We start from the raw sequence: 18,658 nt of genomic DNA on the forward strand, positions 1-18,658 counted from the left end.
CGGCGCTGGTCGCTATCGGGCGGGGGGAGAAAATACCCTCTTTTCGTTCGCATGCGCAGCATGATCCGCTAGAATGCGGGAGTGTCGCACCTTTTCTCCTCTATCCCAATCGTTGCGTCATGGTATACCGTTCGCTTCTTTGCTTGGCGATGTGGTCTTCGTTGTGTCTGGCAACACCGGCCTGGGCTGAAGATTCGCCGACCCGCTTCGCCCAGATGACGGCGCGAATTGACCAGCTGCTAGGCGAGCGACTACAGGCGGAAGGCGTTGAGCCGCCGCCGCTGGCTGACGATGGCGAGTTTCTCCGCCGCGCTTACCTTGATCTGAACGGCGCGATCCCGCCGGTCGCGATTACCCGCGACTACTTGGCCGATAGTTCACCCGACAAGCGGCGACAGCTGATTGATCGGTTGTTGGCGTCGCCGGCGTTCGCCTCGCACATGGCCAGTACTTGGCGCGAGGTGATCTTGAAGCCGACCGAAGATTTTCAGCAGCTTCAAAACCAATTCGCCCTGCAAGCCTGGCTGCGGGAGCAGTTTTCTGACAATGCCCGCTACGACCGCATCGTCGAGCAGTTCATCACCGCCAGTAATCAGCAAGATGGCCCGGTCTACTTTTACGACGCTCTCGATCTGAAGCCAGAGCAATTGGCGGCCGAGACGTCGCGGATCTTTTTGGGACTGCACATCCAATGCGCCGAGTGCCACGATCATCCGTTCGACTCTTGGAAGCAGCACGACTTTTGGGGCTATGCCGCTTTCTTCGCTCAGGTCGAGCGACAAAACGAAAACATGGGGCGGCTGTCGCTGCGCGATCGCAAGTCAGGCGAGGTGAAGATTCCTGAATCGGACGAGACGGTCTCGCCGCTCTATCCTGGCGGGGGTGCGCCGAGCGATCGCTTCGGCGGTTCGCGGCGGCAGAAGCTGGCGGTCTGGATGGTTGCCCGCGACAATCCCTACACCGCTCGGCGAGCGGTCAATTGGGCCTGGTCGCATTTGTTCGGACGGGGCTTGGTCGAGCCGGTCGACGATCTCTCGCCGATCAACCCGCCGAGCCATCCCGAGTTGATGGATGAGTTGACGACCTACTTCGTCGAGTCCGGTTTCGACCTGCGGCAATTGCTGCGGACGATTGCGCTCTCTGACGCTTACGCGCGTAGCAGTCAAAGCGTGGATGGTCAGCGGCCCGAGCTATTCGCCGGCATGGCGATCAAATCGTTGTCTCCAGAGCAACTGTACGACAGCGTGCTGCGGCTGGGGTTGGTCAAAGAAGATGTCGCCAATCCTATCGGGCCGGGCCAGTCATTCGATCAGTCGCAACAGCGGTTGCAGTTTGTCGCCCGGATGCGTACCGTGTCGCTCGATCGAACGGACTTTGAAACCGGGGCTCCGCAAGCGCTGGCGCTGATGAATGGCCCGCCAGTTTCGCTGGCGACCGCGCCGGCGACGAGCGGCTTTCTGAAGTCGCTCCAGGCGCCGTTCTTTAGCGATGAGCAGCGGGTCGAGCTGATCACGCTGGCCGCCTATTCGCGGCGACCGACCGAAGCGGAACGAAAGCGGTTTGGCGATTACCTGGCCGCCGCTTCCCCCAATGAAAAGAATGAAGCGCTTGGCGACTTGCTGTGGGCGGTCGCCGCCAGCGCCGAATTCATGCTGAATCACTAACAAGAGAATGACGATGGCCGGAATCGATCGCAGACGATTTCTACAGCAGGCGATGGTGGGCGCCGCAAGTTGTGCGTGGTTGCCGACGCTCGTGCAGGCCGCCGCGAAGCAGGCGAACAAACGGCGTTGCATCGTACTTTGGATGTCGGGCGGGCCGAGCCAGATGGATACCTTTGATCTGAAGCCGGGGCATGCCAACGGCGGCGAGTACAAAGAGATCGCAACCAGCGTCCCGGGATTGAAGATCAGCGAGCATCTGCCGCTGTTGGCCAAACAGGCCAATCGCCTGGCGATTGTGCGCGGCATGAGCACCAAGGAAGGGGACCATCAGCGCGGCGCCTATCTGATGCATACGGGCGAACGTCCCGGCGGTCCGCTACGCTATCCGGCGATTGGGGCGGCGCTCTCCAAAGCGTTGGGAGACCCGCAGGCCGACTTGCCGAACTTTGTCGCTGTGAATCCCAATTCGGCACTCAGCCAGGCGGCGATCAGCGGCGGGTTTCTGGGGTCAAAATATGCGGCGACCACCGTTGGTCAACGAGCGACCTATGGACCGCCGGCTGCGGATGGCGAGCCGGCCGGGCCGGTTGATCTGGGCGTCGACTATCTGACGCTGCCCGGCGAGGTCTCGCCGGAACGCGCCGATGCACGGATGAAATTATGGCGGGGACAGCAAGAGGCGTTTCTCGCCGAGCGCGATGCGGCGGCGCCCAAGTCGCACGATACCGTCTTTCGCCGCGCGGTACGGATGATGAATCCGGAAGCGGCGGACGCCTTTGATCTGCACCAAGAGGAAGACGCGGTGCGTGCCTCGTATGGGAACGGGCGTTTCGGCCAAGGCTGTTTGATTGCCCGGCGACTGATCGAGCGAGGAGTGCCCTTTGTCGAAGTGACGCATGGTGGAGATGGGCTGGGTTGGGATACGCATCAAGCCAACTTCGCCGGCGTGAAACGCTTGTCGGAAGAGCTTGATCAAGGTTGGTCGACGTTGATGCGTGAGCTAGGCGAGCGAGGCCTGCTCGAGTCGACGACGATTCTGTGGATGGGCGAGTTCGGCCGTACGCCGGTGATCAACGGCAACGCGGGACGCGATCACTTTCCCGACGCGTGGAGCTGCGTCTTGGCCGGAGGCGGCATCGCCGGCGGTCAAGCTTACGGCGCGACCAGCGACGGAGGCGAAGAGGTGGTTGACGGCAAGACCGATGTGACCGAGCTGATCGCCACGTTGTGTGCCGCGGTTGGCGTCGACCCGGCGACCGAGAATATCTCGCCGCTGGCGCGACCGATCAAGATCAGCGAGGGGGCGCCGATCCGTGCTTTACTTTCGTAGGCAACTTGGTTGCGTTCTGCTGACGCTTATCGCGCTGGGCGGTTGTCGGCCCAGCCTGCCGCATGATCTGCCGCCGCCAGCCAATACGACGATTCCGCAGATCGAGCCAGAACAGGAAGAAGCGGCGGTCGTCGAGCCTATGCCCGACGAAACTCCGGTCGTGGCCGAGATGCCAGCAGAACCAGTTGAGGAGACGCCGCCCGCCAAACCTCTTCAGCCGCAAAAACTGTTGGTGATGGCCGATCGACAACCGCTGTTGTTGGACGTCTATCTGTGGATCGATGGGCGTCCGTTTGAGGAAGCGCTCGAGGTTCTGACGGAGAAGGTGCTCGCCATGGCCGACACCGATGGAGACGGCGTCGCGACCTGGGAAGAATTGGCTGATAATCCGAGCTTCAACCGAGGGCAGTTCGGCAGTCTCTCTTTCTCCAATCCGATGGAGCGGGCCCGGCTGATCAAGTTGTATGACGTCAATCGCAACGGTTGGGTCGACGCCGAAGAGACGCCGCGGCTGTTGACGCGCAACCGGGGCAAAGCCCGCGAGTTCTCGGTCGATCCCCGCGCTCACGCTTCTTTTCGGCATAGTCGCGAAACTTCCAACACGCTCCAGGTTCTTGATCGCAATGGCGACATGCGACTGTCGGCTGACGAGATCGCTGCAGCGACCGAACTGCTCGAGGCTCGCGACGCCGATGCCGATGGGATCGTCTCGGCCGCCGAACTGGCTCCGCCCCGAAATGCAATGATGGGGATGTCTGGCGCCGACGATTGGCGCGGCGAGCAAGGGGCGTTCGTCCTGGATGAGAATACGTCGTGGCCGAATGTATTGCGGTCGATCGAGACGATCTACAACTTTGGTTCGTCAGTCGAAGTGGCGATCGTCTTTGGCGAGGACTCACCGTTGGCGATGGTCGACGAAGATCAGGATGGTTATCTCGAGTATCGCGAGATCGAGCGGATTGCCGATTTGCCGCCGAGTGCGACGATCGAGATTCGTTACGGCGCCCGGCGGGAAGGGGAGGCGTTCTACAAGGTCTCTCTCGTTGATGGCGCGCAGTGCGAACTGCAGGGGACCGAGTTCGTGGAGAGTCGCGCCCTGGTCGACGGAACCGGGCGACTGGTGATTCATGCGGTTGACGATATTGAGGTCGCTACCGAAGTAGCGGATGGCGGTGAGGAATCGACGCTTGCCGGAATGCGGGCCAGGAATGCGCTCTCGCTGAACGATCGCGACAAGAACAACTATCTCGACGAAGAAGAGTTCCCACCGAATCTGGCCCAGCAGCTGACCTTTGCGATGGTCGACTCGGATGAAGATGGTCAGGTGACGCTGGCCGAACTGCAAACGGCGCTGACCAACATCGACTTGGTGAAGGCTTGCCAGATTCGGGTGCAGCGAACCGCCGTGATTGATCCGTTGTTCGCCGCACTCGATCAAAACGGCGATGGCCGGCTGGCGGTGCGGGAATTACGGGGGGCGAGTCAGCGGCTGGCTCAACTCGACCAGAATGGGGACAGCCGGGTCGGTTTTGACGAATTCCCCGCGTTTGGCGGATTGGTTGTCTATCGGGGGGGAGAGCGAGACGGCTCGACGATGCCGGCCCGCGTCGCCCAGGCGTCGGTTGAGGGGCGACCGGATTGGCATCAGGGGATGGACTTCAACGGGGATGGTGACGTTAGTTGGGCCGAGTTTTTAGGGAATCAGGGGCAATTTGAGCGGCTTGACCGGGATGGGGACGGGCTGCTGTCGGTGGTTGAAGTGGCGACTGAGTCGATCTAAACTTTGCTACCTTGGGAAGATGCCGCCGAGCGGCGTTTGCTCACGAGTTCTTAATAAAACATTCTTTGAGGCTTTACGACTTCTTATCGTATTCCACAAGCATTAGTGATTGCTGCACCTTGGGTTTCGTCAAAGTTGCGGAGAACGTTTTTAACGCTTGTTCACGGCTTCTTAATCTAATCTTAACTTTTTTGCGTCATGATAGCGGGTCGCTTCTGGGCGTCCGCCACAGGTGGAGAGACCCCAGGGGATTTTAGAATTGTGACATTTATCAGAGGGAAGCACCCACAATGAACCGTTCCCGGAACATCTTCATGGTCGCCGCTTTGGCGTTGGCCGCCCCGCTTGCCGCCTCGGCGCAAGTCCAAGTCGACCCTGCCTTGCCGTCTTACAAGCCGGTTCAAGGCGTCAACGGAAACATCAGCAGCATGGGTTCCGACACCATGAACAACCTGATGACTCTGTGGGCTGAAGGTTTTCAGAAGTTCTACCCAGGCGTGACGATCGAAATTGAAGGCAAGGGTTCGTCGACCGCTCCGGCCGCACTGACCAAGGGGACCGCGACGTTCGGCCCGATGAGCCGCCCGATGAAAGCGGACGAAATCGACGCCTTTGAAAAGAAGTTTGGCTACAAACCGACCCAGCTCGGCACGTCGATCGACATGCTGGCGGTCTTCGTTCACAAAGACAACCCGATCAAGGGGCTGTCGCTGCAGCAACTCGATGACATGTTTAGCAGCACGCGCAAGAGCGGCGGCGAAGACATCGCCACTTGGGGCCAGCTGGATCTGCAGGGCGCCTGGGCCAACCGTGCGATCAGCCTGTATGGTCGCAACTCGGCTTCCGGCACCTACGGTTATTTCAAAGCAAACGCCTTGGCGAAGGGTGACTACAAGACCTCGGTCAAAGAGCAGCCGGGCAGCTCGGCCGTGATCCAGGGCGTCGCCAACGACGTCGCCGGCATCGGCTACAGCGGCATCGGTTATAGGACCGCCGCCGTCCGCGTCGTGCCGCTGTCGAAGTCGGGCGACGAGTACGTTGAGCCGTCGCTGGAAACGGTCAGCAGCTACCCGCTGTCGCGTTTTCTCTACCTGAGCGTCAACCACAAACCGGGCACGAAGCTTGATCCGCTCCGCTTGGAGTTCATTAAGTACATCTTCAGCAAAGAAGGTCAGGAAGCGGTCGTCAAAGACGGTTACCTGCCGCTCAACGCGAAGGTCGCCCAACGGCAGCTCGACTTGATCTTGAAAGCGAACTAGTCGCCGCCATTCGCGAAGGTTATCGCCGCGTCGCCGCTTCGTTTGGAAGTGGCGGCGCGTTTTTCTCTTTCCAGCGTCTCGACCATCTCGAGACTCCCGCCGGACTAGCCCAGCCCCATGTCGCAAGACGAAAAGAGTTTCTCCGGCCGCCGTCGACGTATGAAAACGCGATGGACGGTCGCCGTCGCCGACGTGCTGTCGGAATTTGTGATCACGGTGGGCGGCATCGGGACGATCGTCGCCGTGATGGCGGTCTTCGTCGTGTTGGTCGCTCGGGTCGCGCCGCTCGGCTTGCCGGCCTCGATCTCGGACGAAGTCACTCGCGAGACCCACTGGGGATCGGCCAAACCGGTCCATCTGGCGGTCGACGAGTACCGCACGATTGGTTGGGTCTTGTTCGACGATGGTCGACTTGAGACGTTCCGCGTCGACAATGGCGAGAAGCTCGCCGAAACGCAGCTCTTTGCCGACAAGCAACTCTCGGCGATTTCGACTTCCGTTGGCCGCGGCGGCGTGTTGCTCGGCTTTCTCGACGGTACCATTCAATTCGCCAGCGTCGACTTCAAGACCTCGTTTATCGACGTTGTCGACGCCCCAGAAGAATTTCAGGGGATGAAGCCTGGCGAGCGCGCCACCTTCAAGCCCAGCGACAACGAGACCGGCGTCATCGAACTGACGTCGCAAGGTCAGTACCGTCTGCAACTGCTTACCACCAACGCCATGGAGCCGCTGCAGGTTTCCGACAAGGCGATCTTGCTGCTAGATCATGTGCCGGAACCGGGCGGTGGCGGCAACGCCGTTAGTCTCTCGAAAGAAGATCGCAAGTACGTCGCCTACTCGGCTGACGGCAAGCTGCGATATGGCATCGTCGCGGAAGAGGAAGACTTCCTTACCGGCGACGTCACGCTGAACAATGAAACGATCGAACTCGATATCGCCGATATCCAGGGAGAACGCCCCAACTTCCTGTTGCAAACGGCTCGCGGTAACGACGTCTTCCTGGCCTGGAAATCGGGCCAGATGGTACGCCTGGTCCGTCAGAACGCCGAGGATGGTTCGGGCTTTGTGCTTTCGCCGGTCGAGAAGGTCGACCTGTTGCCCGACACCGACGCCGAGCTGACCGTCTGCGACTTCATCCTGGGGCGCGAGACCGTCTTTGTCGGCGATAGCGATGGAGGAGCGAGCGGCTGGTTTTTGGTTCGCACCGCCGAGACCGACGATCCCCAGTTGCAAGAGCGCAAGACCGGCGATGGTTTTACGTTGGTACGCGTGCATGAGTTAGAGTCGGCTCCGGGCGAAAAGATCGTTTCGATGCGGGCCTCCGAACGAAGCCGCATGCTGGCGGTCGGTTATGAATCGGGGCGGTTTCGCGTCTATCAAATGACGACCGAACTGTTGGTGCTCGATCGCCATCTCCCTGGCGACGTGCCGGTCGTCAGCGCGATGATCACGCCGAAGGATGACGGCCTGTTGGTCGAGTCGGAAAACGGTTTGTCGCTGTGGAACTTCGACCCTCGCCATCCCGAGATCAGCATCGCCACGGCGATCTTGCCGGTTTGGTATGAAGGCTATCCGCAACCACGGCAGATCTGGCAAAGCTCGTCGGCCGGCGTTGAACCGGAAATGAAGCTGGGCCTCTACCCGCTGATCTCCGGCACGCTGAAGGCGACCTTCTACTCGATGTTGTTCGGGGCGCCGATCGCCCTGTTGGCGGCGATCTACACCAGCGAGTTCACCACGTACAAAGTTCGGACGTTCGTCAAACCGACGGTCGAGATGATGGCCAGCCTGCCGAGCGTGGTGCTCGGGTTCTTGGCGGCGATCGTCTTCGCCCCGGTGGTCGAATCGTTCTTGCCCTTCTTTTTGACGACGATCGTCGCGGTTCCGCTGACCTTCATCACAGCGGCGATGCTGTGGCAGCTGATGCCGCGGCGGATTGGCTTGATTTTGGAAGATTGGCGACTCTGGTTCATGGTGCCGGTCCTGTTCCTGGGGTTGTTTGTGTCGTTCCAACTGGCGCCGTGGGTCGACCATCTCGCCTTTGAAGGTAACGTCAAATCGTGGCTCAATGGAGATGGCAACGGCGTCGTCGGTTGGGTGATGCTCATGATTCCGCTCGGCGGTTTGGGGGCGTTCTTCCTCAATGGCATGGTGATCAATCCTTATCTGCGGGCTCACGCGGTGAAGTGGAGTCGCCCGCAGTTTGCGCTGATGAGCTTCGCCAAGTTTGCCGCGCTAGTGTTGATGACCTTCCTGGTGGCGTGGGGCGTATCTTCGCTGCTGTACTGGGCGCCGACCTGGTTTGGCGCTCTGCCGTGGGATCCGCGGGGGACGTTCGTCGACAGCTATGCTCAGCGAAACTCGTTTGTCGTTGGGTTCGTGATGGGCTTCGCGGTGATTCCGATTATTTACACGATCGCGGACGATGCGTTGGCCACCGTGCCAAAGCATCTGCGTTCCGCTTCGCTTGGCTGCGGCGCGACGCCGTGGCAGACGACCGTGCGTGTGGTGATTCCGACCGCGATGAGCGGGCTCTTTTCGGCCTTGATGATTGGCCTGGGCCGCGTCGTCGGCGAGACGATGATCGTGCTGATGGCCGGGGGCAATACGCCGGTGACCGATTGGAACATCTTCAGCGGGTTCCGCACGCTCAGTGCGACCATCGCGATCGAACTGCCGGAGGCGGTCGAGAACAGCACGCACTTCCGGATGTTGTTTGCGGCGGCCCTGGTGCTGTTCGTCATCACCTTTTTGATCAATACCGCGGCCGAAATCGTGCGGCTGCGTTTCCGTAAACGAGCGTACCAACTATGACCTCGCCGAAGAAGAAAAAGCCGGCGTCGCCGCGCGAGAAACGGGGGCACGTCTCGAAGCCGGGGCTTTCGCTGCTGGCCCAGGGAGAGCCGATGGTCTGGTTGACCGGCGGTTCGCTGGCGCTTTGCTTGCTGATGATCTTTGGCCTGCTGTCGCTGGTCGTTTACAACGGCATGCGGACCTTCTGGCCGGGGCGGTTGTACCAGGTCGAAACGGTCGATGGCGCCGTCTATTTGGGAGAAGCGGCCGGCGTCGAAAAGTTTGATCTGACCGAACAGCTGATCAACTCGTTTCCCCCGGAGCTGAAAAAGGCTCGCGAGCTCGCGCTGCAAAAGTTTGAAGAAGCGGGCAGCGTACCGGTCGAAGTTGAGCGGCGGCAATACCGTACCGGCAACTTCGACATCATCTCCAACTTCGACCGTGAAGGGACGCATTACCACACGGTCAACGAGTTCGAGATGGTTCAGCCCGAGGCGGAACTGCCGGAATGGGCGATGGTGATCGAGCGTCTGTCGTGGGGGCGTTTCTACGGCATGCCGGTCGAGTTCAAGCTGAGTCATCAGCGTCCGATCTCGGCGGACGAAGAGCAGTTGGAAGAGATCGTCCAACTGATTCAAGCCAACATGTATCGCATCAGCGACGCCGATCAATCGGCGCAGCTGAAAGAGGCGCTTTCCCCGGTCGAGCAGGAGCTGGCCAAGGTTCAAGCGGCCAATATCGACGCGTTCATCGCTGAGAAAAAGTCGCTGGAAGGGGAACTGCGGGCCCAGGGGAAAACCGGCCCCGAGAAACCGCTGGCCGACGTCAACTCGGCCGAAGAGAATATTGTCGGCATCGTGCAAGCGTCGGTCGGTCCCGAGGCGGCGTGGGAGAAATACAACGAGTTTCATGACGAAGTGATCAGCCGATCGCATCGCCGCAAAGAGATCGAAGAGTTTGAGGTTGGCGAGGTCAACGGCGAAGAAGAGACCGCCCGGTTGTCGCTGCGGGACGAGGAGATCGCCCACCCCGGCGTCTTTGTCGTCGAACTGGCGAACGAACTGTCGCGGCTGCAGGGACAAGTCGCCACGCTCGAAGAGATCGGCGAGAAGAACAAAGCGATCTTGAAGCAGATCGAGAAACGCTCGGGCGCCGATTCGCCGTTGGCCAAGTTCGCCGCCGAGATCGTTCAAGGACTGGCGTCCGATCTGGCCGATCAGCAAGCCGAGCCAAAAAAACGAATCGCGGAAATCGAAGGGGTCGTCGCCGACATGCCTCCCTCGACGCAGGCGGCCGTCGACAACTTCCTGAAGATCCGCAAAGAGTCGACCGAACGAACGGTCGCCTTGCAGCAAAAGATCCGCCAGCTGAACGAAGAGAACGATCGCTACGTGCTGCACATGCAGACCGCGCAGGAGATCGACAAAGACATTCCGCTGGCCGAGATCGTACGGGCCTTTCCCGCCAACCGGTTGAGCCTGTCCGGGCAGATGGGCGTTTACCTGTCGCGGTGGGGCGAGTTTCTGATGGACGACCCGCGAGAAGCGAACTCGGAAGGGGGCGTCTTTCCGGCGATCTGGGGGACGGTCGCGATGACGATGATCATGTCGATCATCGTGGTGCCGTTCGGCGTGTTGGCGGCGCTCTACTTGCGCGAGTTCGCCAAGCCCGGCCCGATCGTCAGCGCGATTCGAATCAGCATCAACAACTTGGCCGGGGTGCCGAGCATCGTCTTTGGCGTGTTTGGTTTCGCCTTTTTGATCGGCAACGTCGGACGTTATATCGACGGCGGCCCAGAGAACGCCGACTTGCCGGTGATGTCCTCGTCGCGGTGGTACTTGCTGCTGGGCGTGTTGGCGGCGACCGCGTGCGGCGCGTTTATGATGTCGATGTACGCTGTCGGCAATCGCCGGCAGTTGACCGGCGGCCGCAACATGTGGCTCGGTAAGATCGCGCTGCTGCTGTGGATTGCGGCGACCGGCGCTTTCGTCACGGCGCTGGCGACGACGCCGGAGTTCAACGGCTTCTTCACCTCGCATCTGCCCAACCCGGTGTTCGGCAAAGGCTGTCTGGCGTGGGCCAGCATTACGCTGGCGCTGTTGACCTTGCCGGTGGTGATTGTCGCGACCGAAGAGGCGTTGGCGGCGGTGCCGAACTCGCTGCGTGAAGGTTCGTACGGCTGTGGCGCCAGCAAGTGGCAGACGATCTGGCGGATTGTGCTGCCCCATGCGTTGCCGGGGATTATGACCGGCATGATCTTGGCGATGGCCCGCGGCGCCGGCGAAGTGGCGCCGCTGATGTTGGTCGGCGTGTTGAAACTGGCTCCCGAGTTGCCGATCGACCTTTCGCCGCCGTTTTTGCATTTTGATCGCAGCTTTATGCATCTTGGTTTTCACATCTACGATTTAGGTTTTCAAAGCCAAAACAGCGAAGCGGCCAAGCCGATGGTTTACACCACGACTTTGTTGTTGATCGCCGTGATCGCCCTGTTGAACCTGTCGGCGATCTGGCTTCGCGCTCGCTTGCGGCGGCGATTCCAGCCGGGACAGTTTTAGTCCTCCGTGCGGAGATCATGCAGTACAATGTCGACGCAACGCGAAATTGAGAAAATTCCTCAGACGAGAAACAGCGTGAACGAGATAACGTCTCCACAACAACCGGGCGAAGAGCGACAGAATCGTCTGGAAATGATCGCTCAAGGGCACGAGTTCGATTCGGTCATTCACGATTCGGTGAAGCGCGAAGAGTGCGTGCTGGAGATCAAGAATTTCAATCTGTGGTATGGCGAAAAGCAGGCGCTGTTTAACGTCAACATGCCGGTCCCCAAGGGGCAGGTTACCGCGCTGGTTGGTCCATCGGGGTGCGGCAAGTCGACCTTGCTCCGCTGCGTCAATCGGATGAACGATCTGATCGACACGGTTCGCATTCAGGGGGACATCGTCCTGAACGGCGATTCGATCTGCGACGCCGGCGTCGATGTGATCGAACTGCGCAAACGAATGGGCATGGTGTTCCAAAAGCCGAACCCGTTCCCGATGAGCATTTTTGAAAACGTCGTCTATCCGTTGCGGATCGACGGCGAACGAAACCGCGGCGTGTTGGAAGGGGTGTGCGAGCACAGCCTCAAAGGCGCCGCGATCTGGGACGAAGTGAAAGACCGTTTGCACGAGAGCGGGCTGAGCCTGTCCGGCGGACAGCAGCAGCGGCTCTGCATCGCGCGAGCGATCGCCAGCGAGCCGGAAGTGTTGCTGCTGGACGAACCTTGCTCGGCTCTCGACCCGATTGCGACCAGCAAGATCGAAGACCTGATTCGCGAGCTTCGCGGCGAGTACTCGATCTTGATCGTGACCCACAACATGCAGCAAGCGTCGCGGATCAGCGACTACACTGCGTTCATGTACTTGGGACGACTGGTTGAGTTTGGTCCGACCGTCGACATCTTCACCAATCCCAAATTGACCGAAACGAACGCTTATGTCACGGGACGCTTCGGATAGTCGAGCGTCCGCCGCAACAAGTTCTTCGTCTGTTTCCTTTCACACCACCATCAGGGGAAAGCGATGTCTCGAATTATTGGCGCCTTGGTTTGTTTCACGTTGATCGTAGTCGCCTGCGATCTGGCCGCCGCCGACGAGCGACGTGAACCGAAGCACGACAAGTTCGCCGTCGACTTCTGGAACTACTTGGACGGGAAGTACGACAAGTGGGATACGGTTGCTGAATTGCCCAGCTCGGTTCCCGCTCCGCAAGTTTCCGGCGACGCAAAGACCTACGCTAATCCGGCCGCGCTGAAGAACCTGCAAGAGCCGGGCTACGGTTCGATCTTCGTCGTCGAGCATCTGCAGGATGACAAGGTCATCGGTCTGACCGCTTGCTTCCGGGCCAAAGCAGGGATCGACTCGAAACAGAACGACTGGTACTGGCTCTACTATCTGCCGAGCGGCGACGTGGTGAAAACGTCGGCCGACAAAGCGGCGTTCGACAAGCCGGGCTACGTCACCTTTGAAGAGGACGGCCGCCTCTGGGTGTTCGACCTGACCAACAAGAACCTGACCGACTTTCTGAAAATCGGCGAGTTGACCAAGCAGGTGATTCGCCCCGGCGTTGGCCCCTCGGGCATGACGCTGAAGTCGGATGAGACCGAAACGATTCTCGGCTACCTGGCCGCCAAGCCCGGCTTTTTGACGGCGATCGAAGATGGCCGCGTCTGGGTGTTGAAAGAAGGAAGCGACGCGGCGAAAGAGTTTGTCGCCGCCGGCGAACCGGCCAAGCAGGTGATCCGGCCGGGCGCTGGTCCGCTGGGCGTTACGCTGAAGTCGGATGACGCCGCCACGATCGCCGCCTATCGCTATGCTAAGCCAGGCTATCACGCGTCGGTCGACGCCGATGGCCGCGTGTGGGTCTTTCCGGAAGCGAGCCAGGCCTGGTCGGAGTTCGTCGCCCAAGGCGAACCGGCCGCGCACGTCACCAAGATTGGCGTCGGCCCGAACCGCGAAACGCTGAAGACCCGCGACGCCGGCGTGATCGAAGCCTATCTGGTCGCTCAGCCAGGCTACGTCACCCAAATCGCCGATGGCCGCTTGTGGGTGATCCGGGCCGATTCGGACGACCTGAAAGAGTTCACCGCCAACGGCGAGTTGGGCAAACACGTCACCAAGATCGGCGCTGGGCCGATGGGGATGACGATCAAGAGCTCGGACGCCGAGACGATCGACTCGTACATGCGAAACTTCCGCTAGTTTGCGGAACGTACAGGCGGATACGTTGTCGTCGCAAGCAAGGATTGAAGTGCAATGTCGGTTCATTTTGAAAAGCAGCTTGATAAGTTGCGTCGTCAGCTGGTAACGCTGGGCGCAATGGTTGAAGAGCACGTCACGTTGGCGATCCGGGCTGCCGAAATCCAGGACCGAGAGATCGCCCAGGAAGCGATCGATCGCGACGAAGACGTCGATGCCATGCAACTGGCGATCTCGGAAGAGTCGTTGCATACGGTGGCGCTGTTTCAGCCGGTCGCCTCGGACTTGCGGTTCATCATTACCGTGCAGACGGTGATCAACGAGCTGGAACGCATCGGCGATCATGCCCATGACATCGGCCAAGGGGTGATTCGGTTGCTCGATTCGGGCGCCCATTTTGATCTTCCTCCCCTCTTGCAGCAGTCGAAGGACGCGTCGATCGAGATGCTGCGTCAAAGCCTCGATGCGCTGCTCGATCGCGACGCTTCCAAAGCCCGCGGCGTGATCGCCTCGGACGACAAGGTCGACGAGCTGCATCGCGGCATGTACGACTGGTTCAAAAATGGGGCGCGGCGGCGTCCTGACGATCTCGACTGGATGATGGAGATGCTGACGATCTCGCGGCATGTCGAACGCATCGCCGATCATGCGACCAACATGGCCGAGTCGGTGGTTTATCTGGTCGAAGGCGAACTGGTGCGGCGCGGTAGTCATGCTTCGTAGCTTCGCTGTGCGGCTGCGGCGTATTCATTCCTCGTACTCCATTGGGCCATGAACAACCGGCTTGTGCTCATTATCGGCCGTCAGGGAAGGCTTAGCGCCGCCCTGGCTGATAACTTGCGACAATCAGGTTGCGAGGTGCGCACGGCGCTTGATTCTGAGGACGGGCTCGAGCAGGCGATCTCTCATTCGCCCGATATCGTCTTGGTCGGGCATCAATCGCCCGAGTCGTTCGAGATGTGTCGCCGCATCAGCAGTCGGATGCGGCCAGAGCAATTGCCTGCCTTTCTGGTTACCCCCGGCGTCGGTACCGCCGCCGCCGAAGACGAAGAGCCGGAGTCGATCGACTCGCTCTTGGCCGAGACGCTCGCCCTCGATCTGCTGGCCCAAGGGGTCAGAACGCTGCTCAGCCGGGCTCGTCAGGCGGGGCAAGACGATATCGTGCTTGAGCATCATGGTCTCCGCTTGGATCGTACCCGGTACACGGCCGAACTGAAGGGCGAGTCGATCGGCGCCACGCCGACCGAGTTTCGCCTGCTCTGGACGTTGATGGCCAAGCCGGGACATGTCTTTTCTCGGCCTGAGCTGTTCGAGGCCTGTCACGCCGAGCACGAAGGGGAGCCCTCAGCTCAGTCGCGGGCGATCGACGTCCATGTGAAGACGATCCGCCGGAAGCTCGCGGAACAAGGAATTCTTATAGAGACCATTCGGGGGGTCGGCTATCGGTTTCGCGAGCCAGTTTGGGGCGTTGCTCCCTTTGAGTAAAGTCTTCGGCGTCGTAAGTCGTTGTATAATAATGGATTGTCGCTCCTTTGGAGTTATTGAAGAGTTTGTTCGAAAGTCCTAAGCTTGCGCCAAAGCGCAGAATCTGTGGGTGGTCTGTTTTTTAGCCAGATGGGTAGGTTGCGTCGGGTCTTAACTTAGTGACAATAAGTTCCTGCGATCTTTCCTAACTTCACGAGCAAAGAATCCTTGATTCCCAGTTCGCGAGGGATCGAAGTCGCTAGCTCTGCTATCATAGGGCCTGCGATGGACGGAAAACCTGGCGTCAACGATGACTCCAGTGTGTGTGAAACGGATTTCCACTGCCGCGGATTTTACGCTTCGCCACGACGGTATCAGGAGGGACGAAGTTCGACATGGTAGTTTGGAAATTGGCTGGTATGACTTTAGCCCAAAAACGAGATGAGCTTCGCCAGGATCAAGGGACTCGCTTTGTCGATCCCGAAGTCTTTTGCGAGCTGGCGGTGTCGAGCCGCAAACTAGTACGCAGCGACGTTAGCGCCGCTTCGGTCAAAGGGCTCTATAGCCCCGACGACAATGTTTATTACTTTGTCGAGGAAGAACGCCTCGACAACTTTCGTACCGCACGAGTGAACGAAAGCGAGCCGCTGCAGTTCGCCTAGAGCGGACTGCGACTGCCCCTTGCTGCATCGCTTATCGCATCTGCGTTCGCTGATGAAAGCGATCGCCCTTACGTTCTCATCATTAGAGCGTTTTTCTGATAGCTGTAGCGTTTCTGGCGTTGGTGAGGCAAGCTGGTCAACGCCGACCAGCGCGGCCGCAACCAGCCAGAACGCTAAAGATTGAAGAAAACCGCTCTAAACTCTGCAAAGCCGCATCGGAATTGAATTTCCCGACGCGGCTTTTCGTTTGCGCACCCTCGTAAAAGGGAAAAGCGGAAAGCGGATTTGGGGCCCGCCGGACTGGACCGCCGTTTTCGATTTTTTTTGACGCTGGCCGCAGACTGGACCAAGCTCGATTTTCGCGGCGGTCGCGGAAGTGGACTGGACCGCTCAATTCGTTTTTTTCTTCGGTAGGGTGCGTCGCGACGCACCATGAACCTGCCAAGGCGATGGATGCTTGCTTCGCGTGGCAACGCAAACTCTTATCGCCATTGCGTTTCCACGCGATGATGACGTCTGGCGAACAAGCAGGTTCTCGGTGCGTCTCGACGCACCCTAGCTTTGCTACGATTGCAGGGAAAACTGGACTGGACCGCGTTCATTTTTTGGTGCTCGTAGTGGACTGGACCGCGACGTTTTTTTCTGAGAGCCCGTTTTCGGCCTGATTTTGGCGATCGGCGCGCACTGGTATCGCAATCACCGGTTGGGGTGACGCTTTCGGGATCGGTCAAGGCAGGCCCGTTCGCGGTGGCGTGTCGCCATCGCGATAGGCTTTGGCGGCCAACCCTCAACCCATTCCTGCGGCAGGGGAGTGTTGGCCGGTAGGCAAGAATCACGATGCGTCTCCACGCACCGGCGATCACCCAGCGAACTGGAAATCGCACGTGGTCTCCGACCACGGAATGCCTGTACGAATTTATACAAAAAATCGGAACGGAAAAGCAAGAGAAATCGGCCCCAATTCCAGGCTGCCGCCCGGGCTAACAATTCGACATTCGAGCTTCGACATTCGTCATTTACCCCGCCGCCAAGTCTCCCTCGCCGCGCTTTCGCGTCACGGCGAGGGATCCAATTCAGCGGCGGCCCACGCCGATTACGGATTGTCCGCTTCGGCGTCGCTTTCGTCGAAGTGGGCTTCCGGAGCGTGCGAGCCGCGAGGGATGCGGACGTCATCGACCAGCTGCTGGATTTCCTCCGGCGGGGCCGGGGTCAGGCGACTGACGACCAGCGTCACGATAAAGTTCAGCCCGCAGCCGACCGCGCCGATCGACTCGGGCGAGATGCCCCCTTCGGTCCAGCCTGGCAAGATCGGCGTGATCAGCGGTTCGCTGAACAGGAACGGCAGGATGACGTTCGCCTTGCAGGCCAGGATATAGCCGCCGGTGAACAAGATCCCGACCACCATGCCGCAGATCGCCCCTTCGCGGTTGGTCCGGCGATCGAAGATTCCCAGGAAGATGATCGGGAAGAAGCTGGCCGCCGCCAAACCAAAGGCGAACGCCACGACCTCGCCGATGAAGCCAGGCTTGATAATCCCGAAGTAACCGGCCACCACGATCGCCGCCAAAATCATGATCCGGGCGACTGTCAGTCGCTTCGCTTCCGACGCTTCCGGATCGATGAAGTGGATGTACAAGTCGTGGGCGATCGAGCTTGAAATCACCAACAGCAAACCGGCCGCCGTGCTCAACGCCGCCGCCAGACCGCCGGTGGCGACGATCGCTACAATCCAGCCTGGCAGCCCGGCCACTTCCGGAGTCGCCAATACCAGGATGTCTTTGTCGATGGTCGCTTCGGCGTAGTCCTTGCCATCTTTCTGCAACGAGATCTTGCCATCGCCATCCTTGTCGTCAAACACAATCAGGTTGGTCAATTGCCAGGTATTGATCCAGTGGATCGGCTTTTCGGTTCCATCTTCGCCGACCGCCGCCAGGTGATAGATCTTCTGGCCGGTCTTGTTCCCTTCCTCGTTTTCGACTTCTTCGATGCTCGCCACCTTGGCGCCGTTAAGCGTGCTTAGGAGGTTGTAGCGAGCGAACATCGCCATCGTCGGCGCCGCCGTGTAAAGCAGCGAGATAAACAACAACGCCCAGCCGGCGCTGTAGCGGGCTGCCCGGACGTTGGCGACGGTGTAGAACCGCACAATCACGTGCGGCAGACCGGCGGTACCGGCCATCAAGGCGAACATCGTCAGAAAGACGTTCAGCTGCGATCGGTTGGTGAACGGCTCGGTGTAGGGCTTAAAGCCAAGCTCCGTATGCAGGGCGTCGACCCGCTCATGAACGTCGCCGGTCGCAAAGCCGACTTGCGGGATATAGCTGCCGGTCAGCATTTTCGACAGCGCGATCGAGGGAATCAAAAACGCCGCGATCAGCACGAAGAACTGCACCACTTGGGTCCAGGTGATCCCTTTCATACCGCCCAGCACGGCGAAGAAGGCGACGATGACCATGCCGATCACCACGCCATATTCGACCGGCACCTTCAGGAAGTGCGAGAAGACCAGGCCGACGCCGCGCATCTGCCCGGCGACGTAGGTGATCGAAACGAAGACCGCACAAAGCGCAGCGACGATGCGAGCCGTTTCGCTGTAATAACGTTTGCCGACAAAGTCGGGCACGGTGAACTGGCCGAACTTCCGTAGGTACGGCGCCAGTAGCAGCGCCAGTAGCACGTAACCGCCGGTCCAGCCCAATAGGTAAACGGCGCCGTCATAGCCGCTGGCGGCGATCAGGCCGGTCATCGAGAGGAACGATGCGGCGCTCATCCAGTCGGCCGCGGTGGCCGCGCCATTGGCGATCGCCGGAACGCCGCCGCCGGCGACGTAGAACTCGCTCGTTTCCTTCACCCGGCTGCGCCAGCCGATGTACAGGTAAATGAAGAAGGTGATCGTGACGAAGATGTACGTCCAGACGGTGCTCGACATCTGAATGAAGCCGAGCGGGGGAGTGATTTCCAACATGGCTCGGC

The 18,658-nt window shown here is 59.8% G+C and carries 12 protein-coding genes; 11 read left to right on the forward strand and 1 reads right to left on the reverse strand.

Annotated features, from left to right (window positions below):
* The first annotated feature begins 149 nt into the window (after positions 1-149).
* The 11 genes from Enr8_RS03630 to Enr8_RS03680 all read left to right on the forward strand — a co-directional run bounded on the left by Enr8_RS03630 (position 150) and on the right by Enr8_RS03680 (position 15,688).
* Positions 150-1,664: a DUF1549 and DUF1553 domain-containing protein gene (locus Enr8_RS03630; RefSeq protein ID WP_186767412.1), complete on the forward strand. Its 1,515-nt coding sequence runs from the start codon at positions 150-152 to the stop codon at positions 1,662-1,664.
* Positions 1,665-1,677: 13 nt separating this feature from the next.
* On the forward strand, positions 1,678-2,994 hold the full coding sequence (locus Enr8_RS03635; RefSeq protein WP_246119934.1) for a DUF1501 domain-containing protein: 1,317 nt from the start codon (positions 1,678-1,680) through the stop codon (positions 2,992-2,994).
* Positions 2,978-4,774 (forward strand): hypothetical protein, encoded by a 1,797-nt coding sequence (locus Enr8_RS03640; protein ID WP_146429244.1) that lies wholly within the window; start codon positions 2,978-2,980, stop codon positions 4,772-4,774. Before Enr8_RS03635 ends, Enr8_RS03640 begins: the two co-directional genes overlap by 17 nt.
* 290 nt (positions 4,775-5,064) lie before the next feature.
* The gene (locus Enr8_RS03645) at positions 5,065-6,033 is read left to right on the forward strand and encodes a PstS family phosphate ABC transporter substrate-binding protein (protein WP_146429245.1); all 969 of its coding nucleotides are present in this window, start codon (positions 5,065-5,067) and stop codon (positions 6,031-6,033) included.
* A 117-nt stretch (positions 6,034-6,150) separates the two neighbouring features.
* Positions 6,151-8,847: an ABC transporter permease subunit gene (locus tag Enr8_RS03650; RefSeq protein WP_222434789.1), complete on the forward strand. Its 2,697-nt coding sequence runs from the start codon at positions 6,151-6,153 to the stop codon at positions 8,845-8,847.
* Complete coding sequence (locus tag Enr8_RS25710; protein ID WP_222434790.1) at positions 8,844-11,381, forward strand: phosphate ABC transporter permease PstA; 2,538 nt, start codon at positions 8,844-8,846, stop codon at positions 11,379-11,381. The genes Enr8_RS03650 and Enr8_RS25710 overlap by 4 nt, the downstream gene beginning before the upstream one ends.
* 75 nt (positions 11,382-11,456) lie before the next feature.
* Entirely contained in the window at positions 11,457-12,323 is an 867-nt protein-coding gene (gene pstB, locus Enr8_RS03660) for a phosphate ABC transporter ATP-binding protein PstB (RefSeq protein WP_246119935.1), read from the forward strand.
* A gap of 63 nt (positions 12,324-12,386) precedes the next feature.
* A complete protein-coding gene (locus tag Enr8_RS03665) occupies positions 12,387-13,565 on the forward strand; it encodes a hypothetical protein (protein ID WP_146429247.1) in 1,179 nt (392 codons plus the stop codon).
* 54 nt (positions 13,566-13,619) lie between these two features.
* Positions 13,620-14,285 (forward strand): phosphate signaling complex protein PhoU, encoded by a 666-nt coding sequence (gene phoU, locus Enr8_RS03670; RefSeq protein WP_146429248.1) that lies wholly within the window; start codon positions 13,620-13,622, stop codon positions 14,283-14,285.
* A gap of 48 nt (positions 14,286-14,333) precedes the next feature.
* Positions 14,334-15,047 carry a response regulator transcription factor gene (locus Enr8_RS03675; RefSeq protein WP_146429249.1) on the forward strand — a complete coding sequence of 238 codons (714 nt, stop codon included), beginning with the start codon at positions 14,334-14,336 and terminating at the stop codon, positions 15,045-15,047.
* A gap of 398 nt (positions 15,048-15,445) precedes the next feature.
* Positions 15,446-15,688 (forward strand): hypothetical protein, encoded by a 243-nt coding sequence (locus Enr8_RS03680; RefSeq protein WP_146429250.1) that lies wholly within the window; start codon positions 15,446-15,448, stop codon positions 15,686-15,688.
* A gap of 1,093 nt (positions 15,689-16,781) precedes the next feature.
* Here the strand turns inward: Enr8_RS03680 and Enr8_RS03685 are convergent.
* Positions 16,782-18,650, reverse strand: coding sequence for a sodium:solute symporter family protein (locus Enr8_RS03685; RefSeq protein WP_222434791.1), 1,869 nt, complete (start codon positions 18,648-18,650; stop codon positions 16,782-16,784).
* Positions 18,651-18,658 lie beyond the last annotated feature (8 nt).

Source organism: Blastopirellula retiformator (assembly GCF_007859755.1).
GTDB classification, from domain to species: Bacteria; Planctomycetota; Planctomycetia; order Pirellulales; family Pirellulaceae; genus Blastopirellula; species Blastopirellula retiformator.

What these genes read in the sequence shown, in the direction of transcription:
- Enr8_RS03675 (WP_146429249.1), top strand. Translation starts at nt 14,334, where the DNA reads ATGAACAACCGGCTTGTGCTCATTATCGGCCGTCAGGGAAGGCTTAGC.
- Enr8_RS03685 (WP_222434791.1), bottom strand. Translation starts at nt 18,650, where the DNA reads ATGTTGGAAATCACTCCCCCGCTCGGCTTCATTCAGATGTCGAGCACC.
- phoU (WP_146429248.1), top strand. Translation starts at nt 13,620, where the DNA reads ATGTCGGTTCATTTTGAAAAGCAGCTTGATAAGTTGCGTCGTCAGCTG.
- Enr8_RS03645 (WP_146429245.1), top strand. Translation starts at nt 5,065, where the DNA reads ATGAACCGTTCCCGGAACATCTTCATGGTCGCCGCTTTGGCGTTGGCC.
- Enr8_RS03665 (WP_146429247.1), top strand. Translation starts at nt 12,387, where the DNA reads ATGTCTCGAATTATTGGCGCCTTGGTTTGTTTCACGTTGATCGTAGTC.
- Enr8_RS03650 (WP_222434789.1), top strand. Translation starts at nt 6,151, where the DNA reads ATGTCGCAAGACGAAAAGAGTTTCTCCGGCCGCCGTCGACGTATGAAA.
- Enr8_RS03635 (WP_246119934.1), top strand. Translation starts at nt 1,678, where the DNA reads ATGGCCGGAATCGATCGCAGACGATTTCTACAGCAGGCGATGGTGGGC.
- Enr8_RS03680 (WP_146429250.1), top strand. Translation starts at nt 15,446, where the DNA reads ATGACTTTAGCCCAAAAACGAGATGAGCTTCGCCAGGATCAAGGGACT.
- Enr8_RS25710 (WP_222434790.1), top strand. Translation starts at nt 8,844, where the DNA reads ATGACCTCGCCGAAGAAGAAAAAGCCGGCGTCGCCGCGCGAGAAACGG.
- Enr8_RS03630 (WP_186767412.1), top strand. Translation starts at nt 150, where the DNA reads ATGTGGTCTTCGTTGTGTCTGGCAACACCGGCCTGGGCTGAAGATTCG.